This window comes from Bradyrhizobium sp. 23AC (assembly GCF_054863025.1).
The window spans coordinates 77,949-104,926 of sequence record NZ_JAVAYN010000002.1 but is presented as its reverse complement, the minus strand read 5'-3'; the positions used below and the strand labels follow the sequence as shown (position 1 = coordinate 104,926).

Below are 26,978 nucleotides of genomic sequence, written 5' to 3'. Positions count from 1 at the left end.
CTGGCATTGCGCTCGGGCGTCATATCGTCTGCAACATCCCTGTGATTTTGCGGATTGCCGGTGCGCGAGACCGCGCGTTAGCGTTGCAGGGCGCCACACGGCCAATGAGGACGGGCGGAATGACGGTCGAGAATCTCAATCGCCAGCGCGTGCTTCATCTGCTCGACGCGTTCGCGCGCGGCGATATCGAGGCCGCGCTGGCGTGCTGCACCGACGACGTCGACTTCCTCACCCATGCGCCGATCGACGTGCTGCCGCACATGGTGCCGCGCCACGGCAGGGCCGACCTGCGCGAGCTCTGGCAGACGGTCTGGTCGCGCTATTCAGAGATCCGCTACAAGGCGCCGCATATCGTTGCCGAAGGCGAGGCGGTCGCGACCTACATGCAGGCCTATTTCAGGAAGCGCAGCAACGACCGCATCGTGCAGTTCGACATGGCGGTGTTCTACAGCTTCCGCGGCGGGCTGGTGGCGGAGATCCGCGAGATCATCGATTCCTACGATCTGGTGCAGCAGGTGCTGGAGCGCGAGATCGGGCCGCTGATCACAGGCGCGCGGGTGGACTGATCGTCCCCCGCTGGAACCCGCACGCGAGCCGCCGGGACCCGGAAGATTACGGGGTTCTGTTGCGAATCTCACATATCGCCATCAATTGTGCATTGCAAAAACGTGAATTGCGTTTTGGCCGAAATCGGGTATTTTATTCGTATACAAATGAGTTGAGCCCCACCGCCTGACTGCGCTTGGGGTCGTTTTTCGTTTTTCTTTCGCAAAGCCAGCTTCAGGACTGCCCAAAATGACAGAGCACAGCCTCTGGCGTTTCTCGCGCGCATTGCACCGCGCGATCAACGACCGGCATTTCGAGGACATCGAGGCCCTGATCGACGAGGACGTCGAATGGGCGCTCTACGGCCCGATCGACATGTTTCCGTTCCTCGGCGCGCGCCAGGGCAAGGACGCCGTGCTCGATGTCATCCGCCAGCTCGCCGACAATTTCCAGGTCCGCCGCTTCGACCGCGAGAGCATCATGCTGGGCGTCGATTCCGCCGCCTCGATGCTGCGCTATTCGCTGACGGCACTGGATTCCAACAAGCCGATCAGCTTGCGGGTCGCGCAGTTCGCCCAGTTCAGGGCGGGCAAGCTCACCAGCATGCGCGTCCTGATCGACACCTTCGACCTGGTCGAGCAGGCACTCGGCCGCGCCATTCATCTGCCGAAGATGACCAGCGTCGGCTGATGGGGACGCCAACGGGCCCCGCTGTTCGGGACCGATGACAATGCCTGACGCGACGTCCTGGCCTCCAGCCCCGCCGGATGCCGTCGTGCCGGAAGCTCGTCGTCGGGCGCGCGCCTCTCGCGCGGCCCGTTGGTTCGCGTCTCCACGCGAGTTGCCACAATTTCGCAACGATAAATCCGCATTGATGCAAGCAGACCGAATGGCGCATGGTCATCACCAAGGACCGCCTTATATTGGCGGACAACATGCGCTGGGGTTGGCGGGCAGGACGATGGAATTCTCGACAGGTTGCGGCTGGACCAGGCTGCCGGTGCTGGCGGCCGCGTTCATCTTGGGCTCTGTGCTGACGGTTTCGGCGCAGATCATTCCGCCCTTCTCCCCACCCCCGGCCACGTCCGACGAGGCCGAGACCGAGACGGCAGAGGCCCCCGACGTCAACGACCCCGACGTGCTCAAAGGCATCGACGTCGACAAGCTCGACTGGAGCCAGCTCGCGGTCGATGCCGGCACCGGCATTGACCCGATCGCCGCCAAGAAGCGCGCCCAGGCCGCCGCCAAGGACGGGCTGGATTGGTCGTCGAACGCCAATGCGAACGGCTCCTCGGCGGTGACGGTGAAGCAATCCGTGTTCTCGTTCTGGGATACCCGGATCGGCGCCGACATGACGGTGACCAGCGAGCCGCGGACGATGTCCGAGCTGCTGGCGCAAAAGGCCACCAATGGCGGCAACCTGCCGCAATCCTCCGGCAGCGCCTGGGCGACGGCAACCGCGCCCGGCGCTGGAGTGATCTGGGACAAGACCGCGGTGGAAGCCCGCGTCGATCCCGGCTCGGAACACAGCAAGCTCGGGGCCTCGCTGACCAAATCGGTGCCGCTGTCCGGCGACACCTCGCTGACGCTACAGAACGGCTACAGCGTCAACCAGCAGGGCACGAGTGCGGTCCCTGGCATCGGCGGCCACATCACCCGCAATTACGAGACCGACCAGACCGCCAAGGTGACCCTCACCGACACCGGCACCAGCGTTACCGCCGGCCAGACGCTGTCGACCACCGACGACAAATGGCTGCGCAAGGTCGGCGCTGAGCAGAAGCTGTTCGACAACGTCACCGTCTCCGGCTCGGTAGGCGAGACTTCGCAGGGCGCGATCAACAAGAGCGTGACGGCGGGTTTCAAGAAGAGCTGGTAGGCCGACGCGCCGCTCTCTCCCCTCATCCTGAGGAGCGCCCCGAAGGAGCGCGTCTCGAAGGATCGAGGCCCCCGTTGCGGCAGCGGGGCCTGCATGGTGCGAGAGGCGCTTCGCGCTCCTCACCAGGAGGAGCTGGAAAGTCCTTTGCATCGACGGCGTTCACACTCTCCTAACCATACGCCACGGCAAAACCCCCGAATGGTCCGCCCTTGCCGCATCTCGGCCCATTTGCGGCCCAATTCCGGCGCCCTGATGCGGACTGCCTCACAGACGTCGTCGTGCGGGGGACACTCGCGCTGCGCTCAACGCGAACAGGGGAATAACGATGAACGCCATGCGTCCGGAAAAGACCGAAGCCGCCGAGACCGAGACGGTCGACACCAACCTCGCTGCAGTTACGGAAGTCGAAGCCGGCATCCGCGACTTCGTCCGCAACGATATCGCCTATCTGCGCCGTCCGGCGGCGGCGACCACCGACGCGGCCCCGCTCGATGCGAGCGCGGAGGCCACCGTCACCAACGTCAACTCGCTGATCCAGCGCGTGGCCGGCACCTCGCTCGCCGAGATCGAGAATCTGATTTCGGAGCTCGAGAGCCTGCGCGACCTGCTGCATGCCGAGGGCCAGCGCGTCCAGCGCGAGATCTCCGGCTACGCCCAGCTCAGCCAGGCCGCGATGAAGTCGACCCGCATGATCGCCGACAACGTCTCGCAATGGAAGCGCGCCGCCGACGGCCTGCGCAATAGCTAAGCACTGGCGCCAAGCATCACCGAGCCGCCGCGTCCCCGGAAGGGTGCGCGGCGGTTTTGATTCTGGATGTCGTACAAGCGTAGCCGGGGGGTCCGCACCCCGTTCCTCAACACAAGTGTCATCGCCCGCGAAGGCGGGCGATCCAGTACCCAGAGGCCGGCGTTGGCGGACTCGCTCTCCCCACATCCGCCGCGGCGTACTGGATGCCCCGGTCAAGCCGGGGCATGACGGCGGTGGGTGTGGCTGCGAAAAAGGCCGCATAAGACGGTGGACGCACGTTGACACCGTCACCGTAGCCATGCGCTGCGCTATTGAACCCGCCGCGCCTTCCCAACGACCAATGCCAAGCGCCCGCTTCTCTTGCGGCCGGGCCGGTGGACATTTCATGGAAAGTATTCGGCCCGACAACACGGACCCGATATCGCTGCGGCCCGCGCCCAATCAGCTCGGCACGATCATGCTGCGCTTCGTCGGATTGCTGGTGGTTGCGATCGCGGTGCTGGCGTTCGTCTACAGCCGCTGAGGCAGGGCCGTTTTCCGGCCCCGAAAACTTAACAGATTCTTACCGGCTCGCGTCGACAGCCGAGGCTTCCAGGGTGTAGGCGCCATCGGCGTAGCCCTTCACCACCATGCCGGCGACCAGCATCACGGCCAGCGTCGCGGTAGCGAAGATAAATCCAACAAACTTGAGTGCGCCGCGATCAGCCATTGTCCTCGTCCCCTGTCTCTGCCCAATTCGTTTCAATTAGACAGCGACAGGTTCATAATTAGTTAGCAACTCACTGGTTCCACCAAACTGCTTCGCGGTAACCATGTTGCGCAGGCTTATGGCAGCCGCCCGGAATCGCGTCCATAGCGCGCGGGCAACACTCACGCACTGATTTGCCCGTTCATCTTGGAACAGATCTAACCGCTCTTCCGCATCGGCACGAAGGCGCTGGCGGTGATGGAATAGACTTCCTCGCCGCGCTGGTTGGTGCCGGTGGTGCGGGCGGTCAGGATGCCCCAGCCGGGACGCGAGGCGGAAGTGCGCTTGTCGGTGACGACGTTGACGTAGGCGACAGTGTCGCCGGCTAGCACCGGTCTGATCCAGCGCAGATCGCGAAAGCCCGGCGAAGGTCCCCACACCGCAACCTCCTCACCGCGCGATACGGCCTCGCGCGCCAGGCGCTGGCCGTCGGCGACAAGCAGGCTCATGCAGGCCGAGCCGACATGCCAGCCCGAGGCGGCAAGCCCGCCGAACAGCGAGTTCTTGCCCTCCTCCTCGTCGAGATGAAAACGCTGCGGATCGAACTTCGCGGCGAAATTCTTGATGGACTCGGCCGTGAACGTATAGGTGCCGATCTGGCGGCGCTGGCCGATCTCGATGTCATCGAAGAACCGCATCAGACCGCCCCCTCGCGCCGCTTGATCAGGATCGGCGAGGTCATTTCGCCCAGCGCCTCACCCTTGGCGTTGCGCACGGTGCATTTGAACTTGACGATGCCGAGCTCGGGCCGGCTCTTGGAGGTGCGGGCTTCCAAGACGTCGACGTCGAGCATGAGATCGTCGCCGGGCCGGAGCGGCGAGAGCCAACGCACCTCGTCGACGCCGGGAGACCCCAGCGACGCGGCGCGGGTAATAAAACCGTCGGCCATCATCCGCATCATCAGCGAGCAGAGGTGCCAGCCTGAGCCGGACAGACCACGCAGCATGCTCTTGGCTGCTGCCTCCTCGTCCAGATGCATCGGCTGCGGATCGAACTCGGCCGCGAAGGCCAGAATCTCGTCGCGGGTGACGTGGCGCGGGCCGAATGTTCCGAACCGGCCGGGCGGGAAATCTTCGAAGGTCAGGGTCATCTTGGGATTGGCTAGCGGAAATGACAGATTGTGGCCGCACTTTGCGGCAATCTCAACCCGCCGGCCCGCATGGCTCGTGCTACATACGGGGTGGCGGCGTTGGTCTTGAGTCGGATCAACCGAGGGCCAAGATCCATTTACCAAGGCCCGATGCCCTGGGGAGAGCAATGTTTTCATTCAGCGATCTGTTTCAGTGGGACCGCTTCATCACGCCGACGATCATCAAGACCTTCTATTGGCTGGTGATCGCGCTGATCTGCCTGTTCGGCCTCTCCGGCATCTTCTCAGGGCTGGCCGCGATGGCGATCAGTCCGTTCGGCGGCTTCCTGGTGCTGCTGTCGTCGATCGCCAGCGTCGTCGTTGGAATCGTGTTCTCGCGCATCGCCGCGGAGCTGATCCTGATCGTCTTCCGCATCAACGAGCATCTCGGCGCCATCCGCGACCAGGGCAGCGGGATGCGGTAGCGGCACGCACAGGTGCCGTAGGGTGGGCAAAGGCGCAAAGCGCCGTGCCCACGATCATTCCGCGATATGAGAGAGGTGGTGGGCACGCTTCGCTTTGCCCACCCTACGGCACTGATGTCGCGGCTTACGTATTAAACCTGAAATGCATCACGTCGCCATCGGCGACGACATATTCCTTGCCTTCGAGGCGGAGCTTGCCGGCATCGCGCGCGCCGGCTTCGCCGCCGAGCCCGACGTAGTCCTCATACGCGATCGTCTCGGCGCGGATGAATCCCTTCTCGAAGTCGGTATGGATCACGCCCGCCGCGCCCGGCGCCTTGGTGCCGCGGTAGATGGTCCAGGCGCGTGCTTCCTTCGGGCCCACGGTGAAATAGGTGATGAGGTCGAGCAGCGTGTAGCCGGCACGGATCAGGCGATCGAGGCCGGCCTCTTCGAGACCCAGCGTCTCCAGGAAGTCGGCACGTTCCTCACGCGAAATGGTGGCGATCTCGGATTCGATCTTGGCCGAGATGACGACGGCAACCGCGCCTTCCTTGGCGGCCTGCTCCTGCACCGCCTTCGAGAACGAATTGCCCGTTGCGGCCGAGCCTTCCTCGACGTTGCAGACATAGAGCACGGGCTTCGACGACAGCAGGCCGAGCATGCCGAAGGCGCGCTCCTCCTCCGCCTTGCGCTCGACGAGGCGAGCGGGCTTGCCCTCGCGCAGCAGCACCAAGGTGCGGTTGACGAGGTCGAGCTGCTCCTTGGCGTCCTTGTCGTTGCCCTTGGCCTTCTTGGTGAGGTTGTCGACGCGCTTCTCGAGGCTGTCGAGATCGGCGAGCATCAGCTCGGTCTCGATGGTCTCGATGTCGGCGAGCGGGGCGATCTTGCCCTCGACATGGGTGATGTCGGAATCTTCAAAGCAGCGCACGACATGCGCGATGGCGTCGACCTCGCGGATGTTGGCGAGGAACTGGTTGCCGAGGCCCTCGCCCTTGGAGGCGCCGCGGACGAGGCCGGCGATGTCGACGAAGGTCAGCCGGGTCGGGATGATCTGGCCGGACTTGGCGATCGCCGCGAGCTTGTCGAGCCGCGGATCGGGCACCGCGACTTCGCCGACATTCGGCTCGATGGTGCAGAACGGATAGTTCGCGGCTTGCGCCGCAGCCGTCTCGGTCAGCGCATTGAACAAGGTCGACTTGCCGACATTGGGCAATCCGACGATTCCGCATTTAAATCCCACGAGCGTTATTCCTTGCCGTTCTCGTCCTTGGTCAAAAATCCCTTCGCCTGCATGGCGAGATGCACCCTGTTGGCGAAGGTCGCATCCGTGCCCTTGGCGACCAGGCCTGCGTGCTCGGCCACCGCCTCGCACAGCGTCGCCACCCAGTCGTTGTCGGCCTTGGCGAAGTCCGACAGCACGTGGCCGTGCACCAGTTCCTTGACGCCGGGATGACCGATGCCGAGTCGCACCCGGCGATAGTCGTTGCCGATATGCGCCGAGATCGAGCGCAGGCCGTTATGGCCGGCGATACCGCCGCCGATCTTCACCCGCACCTTGCCCGGCGGCAGTTCGAGCTCGTCGTGGAACGCGGTGACGTCGCCGGGAGCGATCTTGAAGAAGCTTGCGGCTTCCTGCACGGCGCGGCCGGAATCGTTCATGTAGGTCGTGGGCTTGAGCAGGATCACGCGCTCAGTGCCGAGCGTGCCTTCCGAGGTCTCGCCCTGAAAACGACGGCGCCATGGTGCGAAACCATGACGCCGCGCGATCTCGTCGACGGCCATGAAGCCGATATTGTGCCGGTTACGTGCGTATTTCGCGCCGGGATTGCCGAGCCCAACAAAGAGTCGCATGACGCGGCGCGCCCCTCGCTCGGCGCGCGATCAGGGACCGCGCGCCAGCTTTGAGAGATTACTTCTTCTTGTCGCCGCCGGCGGGAGCCTTGGCAGCCGCGGCAGGGGCAGCAGCAGCCGGAGCCGCAGCGCCAGCCGCCGGAGCAGCCGCAGCAGCGCCAGGAGCTGCAGCCGCAGCGGCGGCCTTCTGCTCTTCGGCGTAGCCGGACGGCGGCACGATGGTGACGAGGGTTGCGTCCTCGCGGGTCAGCGCCTTCACGCCGCTCGGCAGCTTGACGTCGGACAGATGCAAGGAGTGACCGATTTCCAGCGCGCCAACGTCGGCCTCGATGTACTGCGGGATGCTCTCGACACCGCATTCGAGCTCGATCGCGTGGGCGACGATGTTGACGGTGCCGCCGCGCTTCACGCCCGGGGAGGCTTCCGACTTCACCACGTGCAAGGGCACGCTGATGCGGATGGTGGCGCCTTCGCCGAGCCGCATGAAGTCGACATGGATCGGGAAGTCCTTGACCGGATCGAGGTGGTAGTCGCGCGGAATCACGCGGTGCTTCTTGCCCTCGAGATCGATGTCGACCAGCGTGGTCAGGAACCGGCCGGCGAGGATGCGCTGGCGCAGTTCGCGATCTTCGATCGAGATCGTGACGGGGGGCTGGTTGTTGCCATAGATCACTCCGGGCACTCGCCCGGCGCGACGCTCAGCCCGGGCGGCCCCCTTGCCGCTCTGCGGACGTGCGGTCGCCTTCAATTCCTTGACGGTCGTCGCCATGTCGTTAAGTCCTTGTTTTTGCAAAAGTTAATGGGCCGCAGCGCGGCCCATGGCATCATTCGCAGCAAGCCTCCAGGGGTGCGGGGGCCACGAACTGGCGGGCTTTTACCCGGAAGATGCGGAAATGACAAGGAGAATGGGCGGCCACCCTCCCCTGGAGGGGGAGGGTCGGCTCACATTGAGCGCAGCGAAATGTGAGGCGGGGTGCGGTGATCTCTCCCCACGGGCACTTTCGACGCGGAGAGACCGTCACCCCGCCCCGCTCGCGCTACGCTCGATCGACCCTCCCCCTCCAGGGGAGGGTAAGAAGGGCGCCTACCCGCCGAGCTTGGCCTCCAGCGCTGCAACCCGCGCCTTCAGCGCCTCGTTCTCCTCGCGGGCCAGGCGGGCCATGTCCTTGACCGCCTCGAACTCCTCGCGCTTGACCAGGTCCATGTCACGCAGGAATTTTTCGGCCTGGGTGCGCATCACCGTGTCGAACTCGCGCTTGACGCCCTGGGCGGCACCGGCGGCATCGTTCATCAGGCGGCCGATCTCGTCGAAAAACCGGTTGTTGGTCTGGGTCATTTCGGTCTCCTGGCGGCCTCAACTTTGCGCGAACTCTCGAAAAGACAATGGCAATCCGAGCGGAACGGTTCAAGGCCCGATCGGAGGTATCCTTGTCATGCCCCGGTTTCCTTGCAATCGTATTCATCGTCCCTGCATAAGAAGAATCACAAGGCGCATGAGATGATCGACCAGCAGATCGCGATCCCCACCAGGGACGGCCACACCGCAACCTTCATCAGCCATCCCGAACGCGGCGGGCCGTTTCCGGTCATCCTGTTCTACATGGACGCGCCGGCGATCCGCGAAGAGCTGCGCGACATGGCGCGGCGGCTCGCGACCTCAGGCTATTACGTGATGCTGCCGAACCTCTATTATCGCTCCGGCGTGATGGAGCTCGGCGCGCTTCCGGCCGACCCGAACGCGCCGGAGCGCAAGCGCATGTTCCAGCTGATGGGCTCGCTCACCATCCCCATGATCATGGACGACACCAAGGCGCTGCTCACCTATGCCGAGGGCCAGGCGGCCGCGAACACCAAGCTGGTCGGCACCGTCGGTTATTGCATGAGCGGCCGCTACGCCATCAACGCCGCCACGCATTTCCCTGATCGCGTCAAGGCAGCCGCCTCGATCTACGGCGTGCAGCTGGCAACGGATCAGGACGACAGCCCGCATCTGGCCGCGGCTAAGACCAAGGCCGAGCTCTATTTCGGCTGCGCCGAGACCGATGTCTATGCGCCGCCGGAGGTTATCGAGAAGGTCAAAGAGGGCATGAAAGCTGCGAAAGCCGAGGTCGAGATCTATCCCGGCACGCATCACGGCTTCGCCTTCCCCAAGCGCCCGGTCTATGACCGCGACGCCGCCGAGCGGCATTGGGAGCGCCTCTTGGCGCTCTATCGCCGCAATCTCGTCCAGATATAGAAGGCGAGATGCAACTTCTTCTCATCGACTTCCCCGCCTTCAAGCCGATCGCGCTCGAGATCGGCCCGTTCGCGATCCGCTGGTATGCGCTGGCCTACATCAGCGGCATCGTGTTCGGCTGGCTCTATGCGCGCTCGCTGCTGAAGAAGGAGCGCCTGTGGGGCGGCCCCGCGCCGATGTCGCTGCTGCAGATCGACGACTTCATCCTGTGGGTCACGCTCGGCATCATTCTCGGCGGCCGCACCGGCTACGTGCTGTTCTACAATCTGCCTTTCTTCATCGATCATCCCGCCGCGATCTTCCGGTTGTGGGAGGGCGGCATGTCCTTCCATGGCGGCTTCCTCGGCTGCGTCGTCGCGGTGATGTGGTTCGCCTTTCGCAATGGCATCTCGATCCTGTCGCTCGGTGACATCACCACCGCGGTCGCCCCGGTCGGACTGCTGCTCGGGCGCATCGCCAACTTCATCAACGGCGAATTGTGGGGCCGCGCCACCGATGCGAGCCTGCCCTGGGCGATGGTCTTCCCCAACGATCCCACGCAACTGCCGCGTCATCCGAGCCAGCTCTACGAGGCCGGCATGGAAGGCATCCTGCTGTTCACGGTGCTCGCGGTGATGATCCGGCTCGGCGCGCTGAAGCGGCCGGGCATGATCCTCGGCGCCTTCATCCTGATCTACGGCCTGTCCCGCATCGCCGGCGAGCACTTCCGCGAGCCGGACGCGCAGCTCGGTTTCCTCTGGGGCGGATTAACCATGGGCATGCTGCTGTCGATCCCGATGCTTATCGTCGGCGGCATACTTATTGTATTGGCAGTCAGGCGCGGGGCGCCGAAGCCCATCGAGGCCATTCGTTAATTCATTTCGAGAAGATAGCCGTGACCGAACAGCCGCTACTCAACGAGATCAAGGCGCTGATCAAATCCTCAGGTCCCATGCCGGTCTGGCGGTACATGGAACTGTGCCTGATGCATCCACGCCATGGCTATTACGTTTCGCGCGATCCGCTCGGGCGCGAAGGCGACTTCACCACCGCGCCCGAAGTCAGCCAGATGTTCGGCGAGCTGCTCGGACTGTGGACCGCCTCGGTGTGGAAGCAGATGGGCTCGCCGCAATTCCTGCGGCTGATCGAGCTCGGCCCCGGCCGCGGCACCATGATGGCGGACGCGCTGCGCGCCCTTCGCGTGCTGCCACCGCTGTACCAGGCGCTTCATGTCCACATGGTCGAGGTCAATCCCGTCTTGCGCGAGCGGCAGAATGCAACGCTGTCGGGCGTGCGCAACATTGCCTGGCACGACAGCATCGACGACGTGCCTGAGGGACCGAGCATCATCCTCGCCAACGAATATTTCGACGTGCTGCCGGTCCACCAGATGGTCCGCCACGAGAACGGCTGGCACGAGCGGGTGATCGAGATCGATTCCAACGGCAAGCTTCAATTCGGCGCAGCGCCCGAGCCGACGCCGCGCTTCGACGTGCTCCTGCCGCCTCTCGTGCGCGCCGCACCCGTCGGCGCCGTGTTCGAATGGCGCCCCGACGGCGAGATCATGAAGCTCGCCACGCGCGTGCGCGACCAGGACGGCGCAGCGCTGATCATCGATTATGGCCATTTGCGCAGCGACGCCGGCGACACCTTCCAGGCGATTGCGCGCCACACCTTCGCCGATCCCTTGAAGGCGCCGGGCCAGGCCGACGTCACCGCTCATGTCGACTTCCAGGCGCTGGCGCGCGCGGCCGAAGATGTCGGCGCGCGCGTGCACGGGCCGGTGACGCAAGGCGACTTCCTCAAGCGGATCGGCATCGACACAAGGGCGGCCGCCTTGATGCAGAAGGCAACGCCGGAGGTCGCCACCGACATTTCGATCGCCCTCAAGCGGCTGACCGACACCGGGCGCAGCGGCATGGGTTCGATGTTCAAAGTGCTCGGCATCTCCGAACCGCGGCTGACAGGCATTGCCGGCCTCAGCGATCTCGAACAGGCCGGAGATGATTCATGACGCTCGCTTCGTCGCTGCTGTCGGCCGTGCCTGGCCTGCGCCACTCGTTCTTCACCCGCGAAGGCGGCGTCTCCAGCGGCATCTACTCCGCACTGAACGGCGGCCTCGGCTCCAATGACGATCAGGCCCTTGTCGCGGAAAACCGCCGCCGCATGGCCGAGCATGTCGGCGTCGCGCCGGAACGCTTCCTCAGCCTGCACCAGATCCATTCGCCCGACGTGCTCATCGCCGAGACGCCGTGGCCGAACGGACCGCGGCCGAAGGGCGATGCGCTGGTGACGAACACGCCCGGCATTGCACTCGGCGTCTCCACCGCCGATTGCGGGCCGGTGCTGTTCGTCGATCCCAACGCGCGCGTAATCGGTGGCGCCCATGCGGGGTGGAAGGGCGCGCTGACCGGCGTGCTGGAAGCAACGATTCTAGCGATGGAAAAACTCGGCGCGACGCGCAGCGGCATCATCGCCGCGATCGGCCCACTGATCCGCCAGGACAGCTACGAGGTCGGCAACGAGTTCGTGGCGCGCTTCATCGAGGCCGATGCCGACAACGCAATGTTCTTCATCCCGTCGGTGCGCGAGGGCCACGCGATGTTCGACCTCGCCGGCTTCATCCGCAAGCGGCTGGACGCCGCCGGCATCCTGATGATCGACGATCTCGGCGTCGACACCTACGCCGACGAGCGCTTCTTCAGCTATCGCCGCTCGGTGCATCGCAAGGAGCCGGATTACGGCCGCCACGTTCACGCAATCGCGCTCGAAGCGTGAACACAGCGGCAACTCCGTCTCATTCCGGGGCGCTGCCCTGATGCGATGACAGTGGCCTGTGTCGCTCCCGCCCTAGACCTTAATCGATTTTAACGATATCGCTGCCCTCCATAATGAGGGACGCGTCATTCATCTTGGGCCGTGCGGGTTCGCGCGTGCTGGCGGTCATGCTGCTCGCGGCAACGACCGCGCTTGGCGGCTGCGCCGGCGGCGGTGGGGGCGCCAATTCCTATGCGATGGCGCCGAGCGCCGGCTCCGGGGCAACGGTCGCCTTCGAATCGATCGACGGGCCGCCGCCGCAGGTGTTCGACCGCATGGTCGGCGTGATCGACAGCGAATCCAAGCTGCGCAGCCTGTCCGTCGTCTCCCGCGAAGGGACCGCCGCCTATCGCGTGCGCAGCTATCTCTCCGCCCAGGTGGTGCGCGGCAAGACGGTGATTGCCTGGGTCTGGGACGTCTACGACGCCAACCAGCAGCGGGCGCTGCGCCTCTCCGGCGAGGAACCGACCTCGGCCAAAGGCGGCCGCGATCCGTGGGCAGCAGCCGACGACCTCGTGCTGCGGAAGATCGCCCAGGCCGGATTCAGCGGACTTTCCAACATGATCAATGGAACGCCGGATGCCCCGGGCACGGCTCCGGGCTTGCGGGGCCCGGCGGTGGCAAGCGTGATCCCGCAGGGCCCAGTGGCGGAGATGCCGGCCACGGCACTCGGCTACGCCGAGCGATAACCCCCGCTAAACCACGGCCTCAAGTTGCGGCCAAGCCGTTGGCCCGACTCAGGATTTCGAAGGGAAAACGTAGCATCCCGGGTTGCCATTGCAGCCTCCGGCCTGATATTTCCTCGCCCGTCGTAACCGTGCTTCCAGTGGGATCTGAGATGTTGAACGTCGTATCCAGCAAAGCGCGGGAGGAAGCGTCTATGTCGGCCAAAAACGGCTCCATCAAGCTCGTCGCCGGCAACTCCAATCCGGCCCTCGCGCAGGCGATCGCGCAGGGCCTGGACCTGCCGCTGACCAAGGCGGTGGTGCGGCGCTTCGCCGACATGGAGATCTTCGTCGAAATCCAGGAGAACGTCCGCGGCTCGGATGCCTTCATCATCCAGTCGACCTCGTTCCCGGCGAACGACCATCTGATGGAATTGCTGATTATCACCGACGCGCTGCGCCGCTCCTCGGCGCGCCGCATCACGGCGGTGCTGCCCTATTTCGGCTACGCCCGGCAGGATCGTAAATCGGGCTCGCGCACGCCGATCTCGGCCAAGCTGGTCGCCAACCTGATCACGCAAGCCGGTGTCGACCGCGTCATGACGCTCGATCTGCACGCCGGCCAGATCCAGGGCTTCTTCGACATCCCGACCGACAACCTCTACGCAGCGCCACTGATGGTGCGCGACATCAAGGAGAGGTTCGACCTCTCCAAGACGATGGTGATCTCGCCCGACGTCGGCGGCGTGGCCCGCGCGCGCGGCCTCGCCAAGCGCATCAACACCCCGCTCGCGATCGTCGACAAGCGCCGCGAGAGGGCGGGCGAATCCGAGGTCATGAACGTGATCGGCGACGTCGCCGGCTACACCTGCATCCTGATCGACGACATCGTGGACTCCGGCGGCACGCTGGTGAACGCGGCCGACGCGCTGATCGCCAAGGGTGCCAAGGACGTCTACGCCTACATCACCCACGGCGTGCTCTCCGGCGGCGCGGCCGCGCGCATCGCGGGCTCGAGGCTGAAGGAGCTCGTGATCACCGACTCGATCCTGCCGACGGACGCGGTGACCAAGGCGCCGAACATCCGCACGCTGCCGATCGCCAGCCTGATCTCCGACGCGATCGCGCGCACGGCGGCGGAAGAATCGGTGTCGAGCCTGTTCGACTAGTTTTTCCGATCCGAAAGGTCTCGTAGGTGGGCAAGGGCGCAAAGCGCCGTGCCCACCTTTTCTTTTGTGATGAAGGTGGTGGGCACGCTTTCGCTTTGCCCACTCTACGGCAGTCTGCCTATCCCACGATGCCCGCCGCGACCTGGCCGCGCAGACGTTCGAGCCCGAGCAACGTCTCCGCACAGGCGGCAGCGACCTCGACGCCCTTGATCGCAAAATGCTTGCGGAAGAAGTCGTAGTGCACCTCGGTCTCGTGGAATTGCTGCGGCGTCAGCACCGCGGAGAACACGGGCACTTCGGTGCGCAGCTGCACGTCCATCAAGGCCTTGATCACGGTATCGGCGACGAACTCGTGGCGATAGATGCCGCCATCGACGACGAGGCCGGCCGCGACGATGGCGGTGTAGCGCCGCGTCTTGGCGAGGACCTGCGCGTGCAGCGGGATCTCGAACGAGCCCGGCACCTCGAACACGTCGACATGGGTGAGATGGCGCGCCTCGGCCTCCTTGATGAAGGCGATGCGGGCCTCCTCGACTACGTCGCGGTGCCAGCAGGCCTGCACGAAGGCCACTCGCTGCGGTTTGGCAAAGCGCGGGTGGTCAGGCGCCGGGTCTTGTGGAACCGGCGGTTGGGCGGCTTCAGAAGTTTCGGCTTTGGGGTCTTGCAGCATCTGATTCATGGCTTTCCTTCTTAAGGACCAGAATCAGGGCACACGGAACGACAAACAGCCGCATCTTGCGATGCGTCTGCCTCCGACCGTTCTCTTTCATCCGGACTTTAACCGTCGGCTTCGGAGTTGCACCGAATCTGCTGACCCCTCCCCCTCGGCAAAATCCTTTTCAGGAAGATCCTGGGGGAAGGCGCTCGCGGGCTTAGGCCTTTCGGCCCTTACCGCCGGTGGGGACTTTCACCCCGCCCTGAGAACATCGGCCGTCCGGGATGAACGACCTGACCGGAAATATGACGCCAGCCGGCGGCCGCAGCAAGCGTGTTCCGTATGGGCGGATCGCATGGTCCCATGTCATTCCCGCGGGAGCGGCCCTCGCGGGACGGAATTAACGAATGGCGCCCTCCCCCGCGAATCCGATTCCGGTTTGTTCTCATCCATCCGGATCGAGGACTTCCCTCCGTTAAGAATTGTGGCGGAGATGAGCTGTGGACGAACGAGTCCTGGCTTGTGGACGGACTCGGGACCCCGTTGCGCAGATTCCGCAAATCACATCACTTGATCCGCGACAGGCCCGCGCCGATCCGAGGGGATCGCAAGAGCGACCCCGAGGGGAATCGCGATAGCGACATTGAGGGAGCGTACCGGGCCGACCGCGTGCGTATCAAAGACAACAAAAAGGCAAGAGGTCGAGACGGAATGTCCCTGCTCGAAGGCACTATCGATTCCAAAAGCCATCCGCTCGCGGTGGTCGAGGATATCGCTGCCAGCAACAACTGGCCGTTTGAACGCTCCGGCGAAGACGAACTCACCATTGTCTCCAAGGGACAATGGACCGACTACCAGATCTCGTTCACCTGGATGGGCGAGATCGAGGCGCTGCATCTGGCCTGCGCATTCGACATGAAGATTCCGGTTGCGCGCCGCGGCGAGGTCCAGCGGCTCGTCGCCGCGGTCAACGAGCAGCTGTGGGTCGGGCACTTCGATCTCTGGACCAACACCGGCATGATCATGCACCGCCAGGCACTGGTGCTGCCGGGCGGGCTCACCGCCTCGACCGCGCAATGCGAGGCCATGCTCGCCGGCGCCATCCACGCCTGCGAACGCTATTTCCCGGCGTTCCAGTTCGTGGTGTGGGCAGGCAAGACCACCGCGCAGGCCATGGACGCGGCAATGTTCGACACGGTGGGAGAGGCGTAGCCTCAAGAAGTGAGGGAGCCCCTCCCCACCGTCGTCCCGGACAAGCGAAGCGAATATCCGGGACCCAGACCGCGTGATGCCGCTTGTGGCACGCGGCTTGTTGCCAACATCCCCATCCATTAGAACCGCCTGTGGTGACGCGACGAGCGCAAGCGCTCGCGCGGGGGTCCCCGCGTTCGCAGGGACGACACCTTTTGCTTGGGTGATCACAGTGGCTAACAACAGCACTCTTCAAAACATCACCGGCACCATCCTCCTCGCCGGCGCCGGCAAGATGGGCGGCGCGATGCTGACCGGATGGTTGGCGGGCGGACTCGATCCGCGCCGCGTCGCGGTGGTCGATCCGCACATCTCGCCCGAGATCACCGCGCTCGCGGCCAAGGGCATTGCGCTCAATCCCGATGCGAAGACTGCCGGGACGGTCGAGACGATGGTCGTCGCGGTGAAGCCGCAGATGTTCCGCGAGGCCGGCGCGAAGCTGAAATCGTTTGTCTCGGACAAGACTTCGGTGGTCTCAATCATGGCGGGAACCACGATCGCATCGCTCCAGGAGGTCTGCGGCGGCGCCGTAGTGCGCGCGATGCCGAACACGCCGGCCGCGATCGGCCGCGGCATCACCGTTGCGGTCGCAGCCAAGAACGTCAGCGCCGGGCAGCGCGCGGTGGCCGATGCGCTGCTGCGCGCCACCGGCTCGGTCGAATGGGTCGATGACGAGAGCCTGATGGACGCGGTCACGGCCGTGTCCGGCTCAGGGCCGGCCTATGTGTTTCTGCTCGCCGAAGAGCTCGCCCGCGCCGGCGTCGAGGCCGGATTGCCCGAGTTGCTCGCGACCAGGCTCGCACGCGAGACCGTCGCCGGCTCCGGCGAACTGCTGCACCAGTCGGAGCTGCCATCGAGCACGCTGCGCCAGAACGTCACCTCGCCCGGCGGCACCACGGCCGCCGCGCTCGGTGTGCTGATGGGCGAGCCGGGTCTGCGCGATCTCATGATCCGCGCGATCGCGGCAGCGACGCAAAGGTCGAAGGACCTCGCGAAGTAAACAGCTACCGTAGGGTGGGCAAAGCGGAGCGTGCCCACGATCTGTATCCATCACGGAGGATGGTGGGCACGGCGCCTTGCGCCTTTGCCCACCCTACGGTGTCGTGCCCGCGGCTAACCGCCTGTTGAACATCTCGACATTGACGAGCCCGCGCGCGTGGCGGCCCTCGCCGAGCTTGCGCGTGCCCTCGAACGCCTCGACCTCGAAGCGGATGACGCGGCGCTCGACTGCGACGACCTTCGCGGTGGTCCGGACCGTCGCGCCAACGAGGGCGGCTGCGAGATGGCGGATGTCGACCTCGGTGCCGACGGTGACCCAGCCGGGCTGAAGCGCAGCGCGGATCGCATCGCCTGCGGTCATCTCCATTTCCAGAATCATCATCGGCGTCGCGTAGACAAACGGCATGCCGGGCACGAAATGCCCGACCGTGCGCTCCGCCGGGACCACCAGCATGCGCTCGGCATTCATGCCGACCTTGATGAAATCGCGTGCGTCCATGGGTCTTGCTCGTCATTCCGGGGCGGCGCCTAGCGCCGAACCCGGAATCCAGAAGTTTGCGGCACGAGATTCCGGGTTCGCGCTTCGCGCGCCCCGAAATGACGCTAACGCGTCACTTCTTCGCCGCCGCCGCGCGCTCCACGAAGGTCTTGCCGCCCTTCATCTTGTGACGGAGCGGGGCTTCGTTGATCTGGATGACGACGGCATCGGCATCGACGCCGAGATTCTTCACCAACGCCTGGGTGATGTCGCGCATCATGCCGGCCTTCTGCTCGTCGGTGCGGCCTTCGGCCATGCTGACAGTGATCTCAGGCATCATCTTCTCCCTGTTGCTGTCGTCATGGCCGGGCTTGTCCCGGCCATTCACGTGCTTATCCATCAAACAAGACGTGGATGCCCGGGACAAGCCCGGGCATGACGGCTTGGCGGAATAGCTATCCCCACTTTACGTCATGGCGGGCCAGGACCTCACGCACCTTGGCGACGAGATCGGCTTCGCTGCATGAGAACTGCGCCGGGCGGCTCTCGCGCCATTCCTGGTTGGAGGCGATCGCCGCGGCGGCCTTGGCGCCTTCGATCAGATCCTTGATCTGCAGCTCGCCGCGCGCCTTTTCATCCGAGCCCTGGATAATCACGCACGGCGAATTGCGGCGGTCGGCATATTTGAGCTGATTGCCCATGTTCTTGGGATTGCCGAGATAGAGCTCGGCGCGGATGCCGGCGGTGCGCAAGCTTGCCACCATCTTCTGATAGTCGGCGACGCGGTCGCGGTCGAACACGGTCACGACCACGGGACCGAACTCCGGCTTGGTGTCGAGCTTGCCGAGGAGCGTCAGCGCTGCCTGAAGCCGCGAGACGCCGATCGAGAAGCCGGTCGCCGGCACCGGCTCGCCGCGGAAACGTGAGACCAGGCCATCGTAACGCCCGCCCCCGCCGACCGAGCCGAAGCGCACGGGCCGGCCCTTCTCGTCCTTGGTCTCAAGTAGCAGTTCGACTTCGTAGACGGGGCCGGTGTAATATTCGAGGCCGCGCACGACGGACGGATCGATCTTGATGCGGTCCGCACCGTAACCCGACGCCGTCACCAGCTTGGCAATCTCGTCCAGCTCGCTCACGCCGGCCTGACCGATCTCGCTCTTGGCGAGGTAGGTTTCGGCCGCTGCAATGGCCTCTTTCCAATCATCGCGCGGCTTGGTGATGGCGAGCACGACATCAGTCTCCGCCTCGCTCAAATTGGCGCCCTTCGTGAAGTCGCCCTTACCTTCCTCGCCGCCGTCCCATCGTCCGGGACCGAGCAGCTTGCGCACCTCGTCGGTGGAAAACTTGTCGAGCTTGTCGATGGCGCGCAGCACCGTCAGACGGCGTGCGGCGTTCTCGTCGCCACCGAGCCCGATGGCTTCGAGCACGCCGTCGAGCACCTTGCGGTTGTTGACCTTCACGACATAGGAGCCGCGCGCGATGCCCAGCGCCTCCATCGTGTCCGCCGCCATCATGCAGATCTCGGCATCCGCCGCCGGCGTCGCCGAGCCGACCGTGTCGGCATCGAACTGCATGAACTGGCGGAAGCGGCCGGGGCCGGGCTTTTCGTTGCGGAAGACGTAGCCGACCCGATAGCTGCGGTAGGGCAAGACCAGAGCGTCGGTGCCGTAGCGCTCGCCGACATAGCGGGCGAGCGGCGCCGTCAAATCGTAGCGCAGGCTGATCCACTGCTCGTCGTCGTCCTGGAACGAGAACACGCCCTCGTTCGGACGGTCCTGGTCGGGCAGGAACTTGCCGAGCGCATCGGTGTATTCCATCGCCGGCGTTTCCACGGGCTCGAAGCCGTACAGCTCATAGACGGCGCGGATCTTCTCGACCATCTCGCGCGTCGCGCGGATCGCCGAGGGATCGCGATCCTCGAGCCCGCGCGGCAGGCGCGCCTTCAGTTTCTGGGGTTTTTTGGATTTCTCGGCCATGCGCGGCATTTACCAGCCGGGGCGCGGGGCGGCAACCGGTGCTTAGGGAACGTCGTCATTCCGGGGCGATGCGCAAGCATCGAACCCGGAATCTCGAGATTCCCCGGTGCGCAATTGCGCACCTGAGGTCTGGTCCTTCGGACCGTTCCGGAATGACGGCCAACCTTTACGGCTGCTCCATCCGTGCCCTCAGGGCATCCGCGTCCGCCTTGGGCAGCGACTTCAGCGTCGGCTTGATGGTTTCGCCGCCGACGATCTTGCCGTTGCGCATGAACATCCAGTCCGAAATGTCGGCTTCGGTGAACTTGACCTCGTCGCCGGCCCGCTTGCCTGGCAGGTCACGCGGTTCGTTGGCGAAGAGACCAGAATAGGTCCCGTCTGGCCGCTTCTTCACCTCGCCGATCCAGATGTGCTCAACGCCCTTGCGGGTCGAGAAGCGCACCTTCAGGGCGTGCCCGGCCTCCGACGGCTTTGGCGATTGATAGGAGGCCCAGAAGGTCGACAACGTGCCGCGGGCGCGCGCGATCGCGGCATTCATTTCGGGATCGCTGGTGCGCACATCGACGATCGGCGAGCGGTCTTGCGCGACCACCTCATGCATCGGGCCGATGGTCAGGATGCCGAAAACGGAAACGCCGGTGATTGCGGCGAGAACGACCCATTTCATGGGTTGGGAGAGTTTCGTTGCCATGGTCGCGATGTCCTGATGTCCAGATGTGTCCAGACTTTGTCGCATGTCGGCAACGGCACGTTCAGTGCACGAAAAACCACAAACGATGCGCGTTTCCCCTCTCCTCACGAGAGGAGAAACGCGCATCGCCGCATCTCAAAACACCTTGCGGATCCAGTTGTGCGGATCGTTGGTGCGGCCGTACTGGATGTCGACGAGCTGCTTGCGCAAGCCCATGGCGACGGGACCGGCGGCGCCGCCGCCGATATCGAAATCACCGCTCACCGAACGCACCTTGCCGATCGGCGAGATCACGGCCGCGGTGCCGCAGGCAAACGCTTCCTTGAGCTTGCCGCTGGCCGCATCCTTGCGCCACTGCTCGAGCGAATACGGCTCCTCGCGCACGGTCTTGCCGGCATCCTTGGCCAGCGCGATGATGGAATCGCGGGTGATGCCGGGCAGGATGGTGCCGAGCGGCGGCGTCGAGAGCGAGCCGTCGTCGAACACGAAGAACACGTTCATGCCGCCGAGCTCCTCGATGTAGCGGCGCTCGACCGCGTCGAGGAAGACGACCTGATCGCAGCCATGCTGGATCGCTTCGGCCTGGGCACGCAGGCTCGCAGCGTAATTGCCGCCGCATTTGACGGCACCGGTGCCGCCGACGGCCGCGCGCGTATAATTCTCCGAGACCCAGATCGACACCGGCGCAGGCCCGCCCTTGAAGTAGGAGCCGACCGGCGAAGCGATCACTGCGAAGATATATTCGGACGACGGCTTGACGCCGAGGAAGGTCTCGCTCGCGATCATGAAGGGCCGCAGGTAAAGGCTGCCCTCGCCGCCCGGCATCCAGGCGCGGTCGATGCGCACGACCTGCTCGACCGCCTCGATGAAGACGTCCTCGGGCAGCTGCGCCATCGCCATGCGGTCCGCCGAGTCCTTGAAGCGCCGCGCATTGGCGTCGGGACGGAACAGGTTCACCCCGCCATCGTCGCGCTTGTAGGCCTTGAGGCCCTCGAAGATTTCCTGGGCGTAGTGCAGCACCGCGCCGGCCGGATCCATCTGGAAGTTGGCGCGCGCCTCGATCTTCGCCTCGAACCAGCCGCCCTTGGCCTGGTTGTAGCGCACGATCGCCATGTGATCGGTGAAGACCCGTCCGAAGCCGGGGTCCACCAGCTTGGCCACGCGGTCCTTCTCGGGAGTCGGATTGGATGCGGGCTGGATGTCGAATTTCATGCTCATGTCCTTGCCTCCCGCTGCCGGTGGCGGCGCCGTTCTGGCGCCGGCCTGCCCCTTTCGGGCCCGGCTGGCTTGATTGGTTTTAGGCCGGACCACCGCCAGCCTTGTTACGGCCGGTTTCCGTGGCCAGCATATCGCCGAGGACATGCTTTTGCGGAAGGCGGAAGTCCAGTATGTTTTGTCGAAACGCCGCTCGACAATCGCACGGTAGATCTGATCCGGCCGTCGTCGCCTGTCCGGCTCTCTCCAGCCGCCCTGCTTCGATGCCACCCGCGCGAAACGATCTAAAATTTCGTGCTGGTCAATCGTTTTGTAACATTGAACCCAAGATACGTCAATATGCCTGACATAAATTTCGCGACTTCCTCTCACGACGCTGCCGAGCCCAAGCCGGCCGCAGACGACGGAGGCAATTTGCGCTGGGATATCATCGAGCTACTGTTCTTCGCCTACCGCGACTTCGTCGGCGACCCCGACCAGGAGCTGGAGGCTTTCGGCTTCGGCCGGGCCCATCACCGGGTCATGCACTTCGTCTACCGCTATCCCGGCCTCAAGGTCGCCGATCTGCTCGACGTCCTGCGCATCACCAAGCAATCGCTCGGCCGCGTGCTCAAGCAGCTGCTGGACGAGGGCTACATCGTGCAGAAGACCGGCGACAATGACCGCCGCCAGCGCCTCCTCTACGCGACGCCGAAGGGCGAGGCGCTGGTGCAGAAGCTCGCCGGTCTGCAGACCACGCGGATCACCAAGGCGCTCGCCGAAATGGGTCCGCAGGATGCCGAGACGGTCAAGCGCTTCCTGCGCGCGATGATCGATCGCGACGATCCGGACAAGGTGCTCGAGACGATCTTCGCTTCCGTCAACCACGACGCCAAGGAGTGACCGTGACGCTCGCTGCCACTCTCGCCCGCCCGCCGGCACGCCCGGCCGATGACGCGCCGCATCTGCTGCTCGTCGACGACGACCGCCGCATCCGCGATCTGCTCTCGCGCTTCCTCGCCGCCGAGGGCTACCGCGTCACCACCGCCGCGAGTGCCGGCGATGCACGTTCGAAACTGCTGGGCCTGCATTTCGACCTCTTGATCCTCGACGTCATGATGCCCGGCGAGACCGGCTTCGATCTCGCCCGCTTCATCCGGACATCCTCCTCGGTGCCGATCGTGATGCTGACGGCACGACACGAGGCGGAAGCGCGCATCGAGGGCCTGCAGATCGGCGCCGACGACTACGTCGCGAAACCGTTCGAGCCGCGCGAGCTGGCGCTGCGCATCAACAATATCCTCAAGCGCGCCGCTCCGCCGCCGCAAGCCACGGCGGTGGAAAAGATCGCGTTCGGTCCCTACGTCTATCATCTCGATCGCGGCGAGCTGCGCCAGGGCGAGGAGGTCATCCACCTCACCGACCGCGAGCGCGAGATGCTGCGCATTCTCTCGGAGACGCCGGGCGAGACCGTGCCGCGCAGTGCGCTGACCGGCAACGGCAGCGTCAATGAGCGCGCCGTCGACGTGCAGATCAACCGCCTCAGGCGCAAGATCGAGACCGACCCCGCCAATCCGCTGTTCCTCCAGGCGGTGCGCGGCATCGGCTACCGGCTGGTAGCCTCGCCATAAATCAGTGAAGCGCGACCGATGAGCACGATTGATACCGGCCTGACGCTGCTCCGAAGCGCCGCCGGCCGCGTTTCCGCCGCCAATGGTTGGATGGGCAACGCGTTCAAGGGCTGGATGCCGACCGGCCTCTACGCCCGCGCGCTGCTCATCATGATCGTGCCGATGGTGGTGCTGCAATCGGTCGTCGCCTTCGTGTTCATGGAGCGGCACTGGAACACGGTGACGCGCCGACTGTCGGCCGCCGTGGTGCAGGACATCGCCGCGCTGATCGACGTCTACAAGGGTTATCCGCAAGATAAGGATCGCGACCAGATCCGCCGCATCGCGCAGCAGCGCCTCGGCCTCGTCGTCGATTTCCTGCCCGCCGGCGACATGCCGCCGCCGGGACCAAAGCCGTTCTTCTCGCTGCTCGACCAGACGCTGTCGGTGCAGCTCGGCCGCCAGATCGGACGCTCGTTCTGGATCGACACGGTCGGCCGCTCCAATCTCGTCGAGATCCGCATCCAGCTCGACGACGCCGTGATGCGCGTGTTCGCGCAGCGCAGCGCCGCCTATGCCTCCAACTCGGAGATATTCCTGTTCTGGATGGTCGGCACGTCCTCGATCCTGCTGATCGTCGCAGTGCTGTTCCTGCGCAACCAGATCAAGCCGATCCTGCGTCTTGCCGACGCCGCCGAGAGCTTCGGCAAGGGCCGCGAAGCGCCGAACTTCCGCCCGAGGGGCGCGCGCGAGGTGCGGCGCGCAGCGGTCGCCTTCCTCGAAATGAAGTCGCGCATCGAGCGCACCATGGAGCAGCGCACCGCGATGCTCGCCGGCGTCAGTCACGATCTGCGTACCATCCTGACCCGCTTCAAGCTGGAGCTGGCGCTGATCGGCGACAGCCCCGAGCTCGAGGGCATGCGCAAGGACGTCGACGAAATGTCGATGATGCTGGAAGATTACCTCGCCTTCGCGCGCGGCGATTCCGGTGAGCAGTCGCAGCCGACCGACATGGCGCAGGCGCTCGAGGAGCTGCGCAGCGACGCCGAGCGCCACGGTCATACCGCGACCGTTGCCTTCCACGGCCTGCCCGTGGTGACGGTGAAGCCGGCCTCGTTCAAACGCTGCCTCGCCAATCTCGTCACTAACGCGGCGCGCTACGGCAAGGCCATCGCCATCACCGGCCAGCGCGATCACCGTTATTTGACCGTGACGATCGACGACGACGGCCCGGGCATTCCCGCGCATTTGCGCGAAGAAGTGTTCAAGCCGTTCCTGCGGCTCGACAACGCCCGCAACCAGGATGAAGGCGGCACGGGCCTTGGCCTTGCCATCGCCCGCGACATCGCCCGCTCGCATGGCGGCGACATCACCCTCGGCGACAGTCCGATGGGGGGACTACGGGCGAGCGTCAGGATACCGGTGTAGCCGCCGTAGCCCGGATGGCGCGAAGCGCAATCCGGGATTCTTTCTCGCATTCGACGCAAGGCCCCGGATTTCGCTGTGCTCAATCCGGGCTAGGATCTCGCCCTACTTCGGCAGCAGCGCCTTCAGCTTATCCATGTCGCTCACGTTCATCTTGAAGCCGCCGGGCATCACGATGTCGCCGGGCTTCTGGTCCGGTTTGCAGGCCCCGAGCCATTTGGCTTGCAGCGTCATGGTGGTATCGCGTCCCGCAGCGCCGGCGACGCCGCCTTGTGCGTGCGAGGCGGTCTTCACCGTATAGGCCGAGTTGAAATCGCCCGTGATCTCGGCATGCGAGGTCGTGCTGACGCCGGCGACGCTGCACTCGGAATCGCTGACATAGCCGGTCGCGGTCTTCTTGATCTCCTGCTTGGCGCAAATCTGCTTGGCCATCGGGGAGACGTTGTTGCTCATCTCCTTGTCGACGGTCTCGTCGGTGCAGTGCTGCATGGTCATCTCGGGCACGGGCGAGCCTGATGTGACCAGCTTCATCTCCCAAAGACCGGCCTTGCGCACCGGCAGGTCGTCGGCAAAGGCACCGCCTGCCGAAACCACGAGGCAAAGGGCCGAGCCGAGCAAAGCGAGTTTGCGCGTCATGTGAAAAGGCTCCCGGCTGAGAGAGTGCGGCGTTACGACAGCGCCTCAGTAGAGCGTGCGGATCGGCTGGTCGGCGGCGCCATAAGGCACCCAGCGGCAGGAGAACGAGATGTAACCGCCCTCATAGGCCTGCACCGCCAGGAATTTCACGACTTTGCCATAGCGCGCGCAGTGATCGACCGCGGCCTGCCGGGCATCGACCTGGGTGGCCATCGAATAGGCGATGATGCCGCCGGTGTCGTTGCCCTTGAACGCCGGCACATAGTCGGCGCGCGCCGACTGGCTCGCCGTCATACCCGAGACAACCAGGCTGGCGAGAAGACCCGCGGCCGCAATGATTCGCATTCCCGTCACTCCAATTGGCTGGCGGCCAGTTTACGGTGCCGGGAGGGAAGTGAAAAGAACGGAAGCCCTGCCAACCACGAAGTTGTGGTCAACTCCTGGCGAAGTGTTGCCGCGCTGCACTTGACCTCCACCGGCCTTCGCGGCACCGTCCAACCTTCGCAAGACTTTAGCTGTCCGGATTGACCATGCGCGCCCCCTTCCTGAAATTGCTCCGCTATGCCGCCGTGCTCGGCCTCATGTTCGGAGCGATGTCGCTCGGTGAGGCCAGGGCCGCCAATCCGCTGGAGCTGAACTTCTGGCTGAGCGGACCGCGCTATGACGGCGCCGTCGCCGATTGCGACAGGGCGCTGCCGACCATCGCCACCCAGTTCTGGGAAAAGGAAAGCACGTTCTGGAATTCCTCGTTGAGGATCACCGGCTTCTCCGCCGTTCGCGAGACCGCATTCCGGCCCTGGCAATCCGACAATATTCCGCGCCGCTATTGCACCGGCGAGGCCATGCTCACTGACGGCAAGGTGCGCAAGGTGCACTTCTCGATCATCGAGGATGGCGGCTTCGCCGGCTATGGCAACGGCGTCGAATGGTGCGTGGTCGGGCTCGACCGCAACTGGGCCTACAATCCGGCCTGCCGCGCCGCCAAGCCCTGATCAGGAAGCCCTGATTAGTCGCTCGAGGCGCCGAAAGGCGGCCGCCCCGAATTTTGTTCTTGAAATGTTCCTATCGCCTGCTAGGCTTCCTTGCACAGTCTAGTTGAGGGGCGTCGCCATGTTTCATTCCAGATTGCATTCGTTCTCCCGTCTCGTGATCTCCCTGACCCTTGCCGCCGGACTGGCCTTGCTCGCCGGCAGCGCAAACGCCCAGGACAAGCGGCAGAACGCGCCCGGCGAATTCGACTTCTATGTGCTGTCGCTATCGTGGTCGCCCTCGTTCTGCGAGGAGGCGGCCGAGCGTGGCGGCCGCTCGCAGATCCAGTGCAGCGGTCGGCCCTACGCTTTCGTGGTGCATGGGCTGTGGCCGCAATATGAGAATGGCTTCCCGGAATATTGCCAGCGGCCCGCACCGCGGCTGAACCGCAGCATCGTCTCCTCGATGCTCGATTTGATGCCGGCGCCGGGTCTGATCTTCAACGAATGGGACAAGCACGGCACCTGCTCCGGCCTCGAGGGACGCAGCTATTTCGAGACGATCCGCAAGGCACGCGCTGCGATCAAGATCCCGGCCGAATATCTCGATTTGTCGCAGGCCAAGACGGTGGCGCCGGCGGAGGTCGAGGAAGCCTTCATCAAGGCCAATCCGGGACTGAGCAATGCCGCCGTCTCGGTCACCTGCAACCGGACGCGGCTGTCCGAGGTCCGTATCTGCCTCAGCAAGGACCTGCAATTCCGCGCCTGCGACGAGATCGAGCGCCGCACCTGCCGCCGCGATCAGGTGACGATGCCGCCGATCAGGGGCGGTTAGGATTTGTTCGCCGTCATTCCGGGGCGCGCGGAGCGCTAACTGTGATGCGCAGTTGCGCATCTGAAAATCCATCCAGGATGTTCCGT

34 protein-coding genes and 1 riboswitch are annotated in these 26,978 nt (G+C 64.8%); of the genes, 19 read left to right on the top strand and 15 right to left on the bottom strand.

Annotation, left to right across the window (positions count from 1 at the left end):
• Nucleotides 1-119 precede the first annotated feature (119 nt).
• The 5 genes from RAD10_RS05625 (at nt 120) to RAD10_RS05605 (ending at nt 3,696) form a co-directional block, all read left to right on the top strand.
• Nucleotides 120-566, top strand: a complete 447-nt coding sequence (locus tag RAD10_RS05625; protein ID WP_461616668.1) for a nuclear transport factor 2 family protein — start codon at nt 120-122, stop codon at nt 564-566.
• 229 nt (nt 567-795) lie between these two features.
• Nucleotides 796-1,236, top strand: a complete 441-nt coding sequence (locus RAD10_RS05620; protein ID WP_038947455.1) for a nuclear transport factor 2 family protein — start codon at nt 796-798, stop codon at nt 1,234-1,236.
• A gap of 271 nt (nt 1,237-1,507) precedes the next feature.
• Nucleotides 1,508-2,425, top strand: a complete 918-nt coding sequence (locus RAD10_RS05615) for a hypothetical protein (protein WP_461616667.1) — start codon at nt 1,508-1,510, stop codon at nt 2,423-2,425.
• A 325-nt stretch (nt 2,426-2,750) separates the two neighbouring features.
• A complete protein-coding gene (locus RAD10_RS05610) occupies nt 2,751-3,173 on the top strand; it encodes a hypothetical protein (RefSeq protein ID WP_461616666.1) in 423 nt (140 codons plus the stop codon).
• Nucleotides 3,174-3,558: 385 nt separating this feature from the next.
• Nucleotides 3,559-3,696 (top strand): hypothetical protein, encoded by a 138-nt coding sequence (locus RAD10_RS05605; RefSeq protein WP_164936752.1) that lies wholly within the window; start codon nt 3,559-3,561, stop codon nt 3,694-3,696.
• Between the two features lie 39 nt (nt 3,697-3,735).
• Here RAD10_RS05605 and RAD10_RS05600 read toward each other — a convergent pair whose 3' ends face one another.
• The 3 genes from RAD10_RS05600 to RAD10_RS05590 all read right to left on the bottom strand — a co-directional run bounded on the left by RAD10_RS05600 (nt 3,736) and on the right by RAD10_RS05590 (nt 5,011).
• Nucleotides 3,736-3,882: a hypothetical protein gene (locus tag RAD10_RS05600; RefSeq protein WP_018318322.1), complete on the bottom strand. Its 147-nt coding sequence runs from the start codon at nt 3,880-3,882 to the stop codon at nt 3,736-3,738.
• A gap of 197 nt (nt 3,883-4,079) precedes the next feature.
• The gene (locus RAD10_RS05595) at nt 4,080-4,559 is read right to left on the bottom strand and encodes a MaoC family dehydratase (RefSeq protein WP_461616665.1); all 480 of its coding nucleotides are present in this window, start codon (nt 4,557-4,559) and stop codon (nt 4,080-4,082) included.
• On the bottom strand, nt 4,559-5,011 hold the full coding sequence (locus RAD10_RS05590; RefSeq protein ID WP_461616664.1) for a MaoC family dehydratase: 453 nt from the start codon (nt 5,009-5,011) through the stop codon (nt 4,559-4,561). Before RAD10_RS05590 ends, RAD10_RS05595 begins: the two co-directional genes overlap by 1 nt.
• 167 nt (nt 5,012-5,178) lie before the next feature.
• On the opposite strand from RAD10_RS05590, the gene RAD10_RS05585 reads away from it, so the two are divergent.
• The gene (locus RAD10_RS05585; RefSeq protein ID WP_018318325.1) at nt 5,179-5,475 is read left to right on the top strand and encodes a DUF4282 domain-containing protein; all 297 of its coding nucleotides are present in this window, start codon (nt 5,179-5,181) and stop codon (nt 5,473-5,475) included.
• 124 nt (nt 5,476-5,599) lie between these two features.
• Here the strand turns inward: RAD10_RS05585 and ychF are convergent, their stop codons facing one another.
• The 4 genes from ychF to RAD10_RS05565 all read right to left on the bottom strand — a co-directional run bounded on the left by ychF (nt 5,600) and on the right by RAD10_RS05565 (nt 8,644).
• Nucleotides 5,600-6,697: a redox-regulated ATPase YchF gene (gene ychF / locus RAD10_RS05580; RefSeq protein ID WP_461616663.1), complete on the bottom strand. Its 1,098-nt coding sequence runs from the start codon at nt 6,695-6,697 to the stop codon at nt 5,600-5,602.
• A 5-nt stretch (nt 6,698-6,702) separates the two neighbouring features.
• The gene (gene pth, locus RAD10_RS05575) at nt 6,703-7,308 is read right to left on the bottom strand and encodes an aminoacyl-tRNA hydrolase (protein WP_461616662.1); all 606 of its coding nucleotides are present in this window, start codon (nt 7,306-7,308) and stop codon (nt 6,703-6,705) included.
• Nucleotides 7,309-7,366: 58 nt separating this feature from the next.
• A complete protein-coding gene (locus RAD10_RS05570) occupies nt 7,367-8,077 on the bottom strand; it encodes a 50S ribosomal protein L25/general stress protein Ctc (RefSeq protein ID WP_461616661.1) in 711 nt (236 codons plus the stop codon).
• Nucleotides 8,078-8,392: 315 nt separating this feature from the next.
• A complete protein-coding gene (locus tag RAD10_RS05565) occupies nt 8,393-8,644 on the bottom strand; it encodes an accessory factor UbiK family protein (protein ID WP_157328420.1) in 252 nt (83 codons plus the stop codon).
• Between the two features lie 162 nt (nt 8,645-8,806).
• Here RAD10_RS05565 and RAD10_RS05560 point away from each other — a divergent pair, with 162 nt between their 5' ends.
• The 6 genes from RAD10_RS05560 (at nt 8,807) to RAD10_RS05535 (ending at nt 14,174) form a co-directional block, all read left to right on the top strand.
• Nucleotides 8,807-9,544 (top strand): dienelactone hydrolase family protein, encoded by a 738-nt coding sequence (locus RAD10_RS05560; protein WP_461616660.1) that lies wholly within the window; start codon nt 8,807-8,809, stop codon nt 9,542-9,544.
• Nucleotides 9,545-9,552: 8 nt separating this feature from the next.
• Nucleotides 9,553-10,398 (top strand): prolipoprotein diacylglyceryl transferase, encoded by an 846-nt coding sequence (gene lgt / locus RAD10_RS05555; RefSeq protein ID WP_461616659.1) that lies wholly within the window; start codon nt 9,553-9,555, stop codon nt 10,396-10,398.
• A gap of 20 nt (nt 10,399-10,418) precedes the next feature.
• Complete coding sequence (locus tag RAD10_RS05550; protein ID WP_461616658.1) at nt 10,419-11,537, top strand: class I SAM-dependent methyltransferase; 1,119 nt, start codon at nt 10,419-10,421, stop codon at nt 11,535-11,537.
• Nucleotides 11,534-12,301 (top strand): peptidoglycan editing factor PgeF, encoded by a 768-nt coding sequence (pgeF, locus tag RAD10_RS05545; protein ID WP_461616657.1) that lies wholly within the window; start codon nt 11,534-11,536, stop codon nt 12,299-12,301. Before RAD10_RS05550 ends, pgeF begins: the two co-directional genes overlap by 4 nt.
• 113 nt (nt 12,302-12,414) lie before the next feature.
• Complete coding sequence (locus RAD10_RS05540; RefSeq protein ID WP_461616656.1) at nt 12,415-13,029, top strand: hypothetical protein; 615 nt, start codon at nt 12,415-12,417, stop codon at nt 13,027-13,029.
• Nucleotides 13,030-13,220: 191 nt separating this feature from the next.
• Nucleotides 13,221-14,174 carry a ribose-phosphate pyrophosphokinase gene (locus tag RAD10_RS05535; RefSeq protein ID WP_026202002.1) on the top strand — a complete coding sequence of 318 codons (954 nt, stop codon included), beginning with the start codon at nt 13,221-13,223 and terminating at the stop codon, nt 14,172-14,174.
• 118 nt (nt 14,175-14,292) lie between these two features.
• On the opposite strand, the gene RAD10_RS05530 is transcribed toward RAD10_RS05535, so the two are convergent.
• Nucleotides 14,293-14,853, bottom strand: a complete 561-nt coding sequence (locus RAD10_RS05530) for a 6,7-dimethyl-8-ribityllumazine synthase (protein WP_461616655.1) — start codon at nt 14,851-14,853, stop codon at nt 14,293-14,295.
• Nucleotides 14,854-14,928: 75 nt separating this feature from the next.
• Nucleotides 14,929-15,103: riboswitch (FMN riboswitch) on the bottom strand.
• A 437-nt stretch (nt 15,104-15,540) separates the two neighbouring features.
• On the opposite strand from RAD10_RS05530, the gene RAD10_RS05525 reads away from it, so the two are divergent.
• Both RAD10_RS05525 and proC read left to right on the top strand, forming a co-directional pair.
• Nucleotides 15,541-16,041, top strand: a complete 501-nt coding sequence (locus tag RAD10_RS05525; protein WP_461616654.1) for a type III secretion system chaperone family protein — start codon at nt 15,541-15,543, stop codon at nt 16,039-16,041.
• Nucleotides 16,042-16,252: 211 nt separating this feature from the next.
• Nucleotides 16,253-17,080, top strand: coding sequence for a pyrroline-5-carboxylate reductase (gene proC, locus RAD10_RS05520; RefSeq protein ID WP_461616653.1), 828 nt, complete (start codon nt 16,253-16,255; stop codon nt 17,078-17,080).
• A 93-nt stretch (nt 17,081-17,173) separates the two neighbouring features.
• Here the strand turns inward: proC and RAD10_RS05515 are convergent, their stop codons facing one another.
• The 5 genes from RAD10_RS05515 to RAD10_RS05495 form a co-directional block, all read right to left on the bottom strand.
• Complete coding sequence (locus RAD10_RS05515; protein ID WP_461616652.1) at nt 17,174-17,578, bottom strand: thioesterase family protein; 405 nt, start codon at nt 17,576-17,578, stop codon at nt 17,174-17,176.
• A 112-nt stretch (nt 17,579-17,690) separates the two neighbouring features.
• Nucleotides 17,691-17,897: a tautomerase family protein gene (locus RAD10_RS05510; protein ID WP_461617056.1), complete on the bottom strand. Its 207-nt coding sequence runs from the start codon at nt 17,895-17,897 to the stop codon at nt 17,691-17,693.
• A 115-nt stretch (nt 17,898-18,012) separates the two neighbouring features.
• A complete protein-coding gene (gene hisS, locus RAD10_RS05505; RefSeq protein WP_461616651.1) occupies nt 18,013-19,533 on the bottom strand; it encodes a histidine--tRNA ligase in 1,521 nt (506 codons plus the stop codon).
• Nucleotides 19,534-19,699: 166 nt separating this feature from the next.
• A complete protein-coding gene (locus tag RAD10_RS05500) occupies nt 19,700-20,224 on the bottom strand; it encodes a YegJ family protein (RefSeq protein WP_461616650.1) in 525 nt (174 codons plus the stop codon).
• A gap of 135 nt (nt 20,225-20,359) precedes the next feature.
• Nucleotides 20,360-21,442 (bottom strand): branched-chain amino acid aminotransferase, encoded by a 1,083-nt coding sequence (locus RAD10_RS05495; RefSeq protein ID WP_461616649.1) that lies wholly within the window; start codon nt 21,440-21,442, stop codon nt 20,360-20,362.
• A 336-nt stretch (nt 21,443-21,778) separates the two neighbouring features.
• Here RAD10_RS05495 and RAD10_RS05490 point away from each other — a divergent pair, with 336 nt between their 5' ends.
• Genes RAD10_RS05490 through RAD10_RS05480 form a run of 3 tightly spaced genes read left to right on the top strand, consistent with a single transcriptional unit; the run spans nt 21,779 to nt 24,456 of the window.
• On the top strand, nt 21,779-22,321 hold the full coding sequence (locus RAD10_RS05490; protein WP_028140157.1) for a MarR family winged helix-turn-helix transcriptional regulator: 543 nt from the start codon (nt 21,779-21,781) through the stop codon (nt 22,319-22,321).
• A complete protein-coding gene (locus RAD10_RS05485) occupies nt 22,318-23,049 on the top strand; it encodes a response regulator (RefSeq protein WP_028140156.1) in 732 nt (243 codons plus the stop codon). The genes RAD10_RS05490 and RAD10_RS05485 overlap by 4 nt, the downstream gene beginning before the upstream one ends.
• 18 nt (nt 23,050-23,067) lie before the next feature.
• Nucleotides 23,068-24,456: an ATP-binding protein gene (locus RAD10_RS05480; protein WP_018318346.1), complete on the top strand. Its 1,389-nt coding sequence runs from the start codon at nt 23,068-23,070 to the stop codon at nt 24,454-24,456.
• Between the two features lie 102 nt (nt 24,457-24,558).
• Here RAD10_RS05480 and RAD10_RS05475 read toward each other — a convergent pair whose 3' ends face one another.
• Nucleotides 24,559-25,089 (bottom strand): DUF3617 domain-containing protein, encoded by a 531-nt coding sequence (locus tag RAD10_RS05475; protein WP_461616648.1) that lies wholly within the window; start codon nt 25,087-25,089, stop codon nt 24,559-24,561.
• Between the two features lie 45 nt (nt 25,090-25,134).
• Nucleotides 25,135-25,434 carry a hypothetical protein gene (locus RAD10_RS05470; RefSeq protein WP_461616647.1) on the bottom strand — a complete coding sequence of 100 codons (300 nt, stop codon included), beginning with the start codon at nt 25,432-25,434 and terminating at the stop codon, nt 25,135-25,137.
• 185 nt (nt 25,435-25,619) lie between these two features.
• On the opposite strand from RAD10_RS05470, the gene RAD10_RS05465 reads away from it, so the two are divergent.
• Nucleotides 25,620-26,081, top strand: a complete 462-nt coding sequence (locus RAD10_RS05465; protein ID WP_091958589.1) for a hypothetical protein — start codon at nt 25,620-25,622, stop codon at nt 26,079-26,081.
• Between the two features lie 118 nt (nt 26,082-26,199).
• Nucleotides 26,200-26,892, top strand: a complete 693-nt coding sequence (locus RAD10_RS05460; RefSeq protein ID WP_461616646.1) for a ribonuclease T2 family protein — start codon at nt 26,200-26,202, stop codon at nt 26,890-26,892.
• Nucleotides 26,893-26,978: the final 86 nt, after the last annotated feature.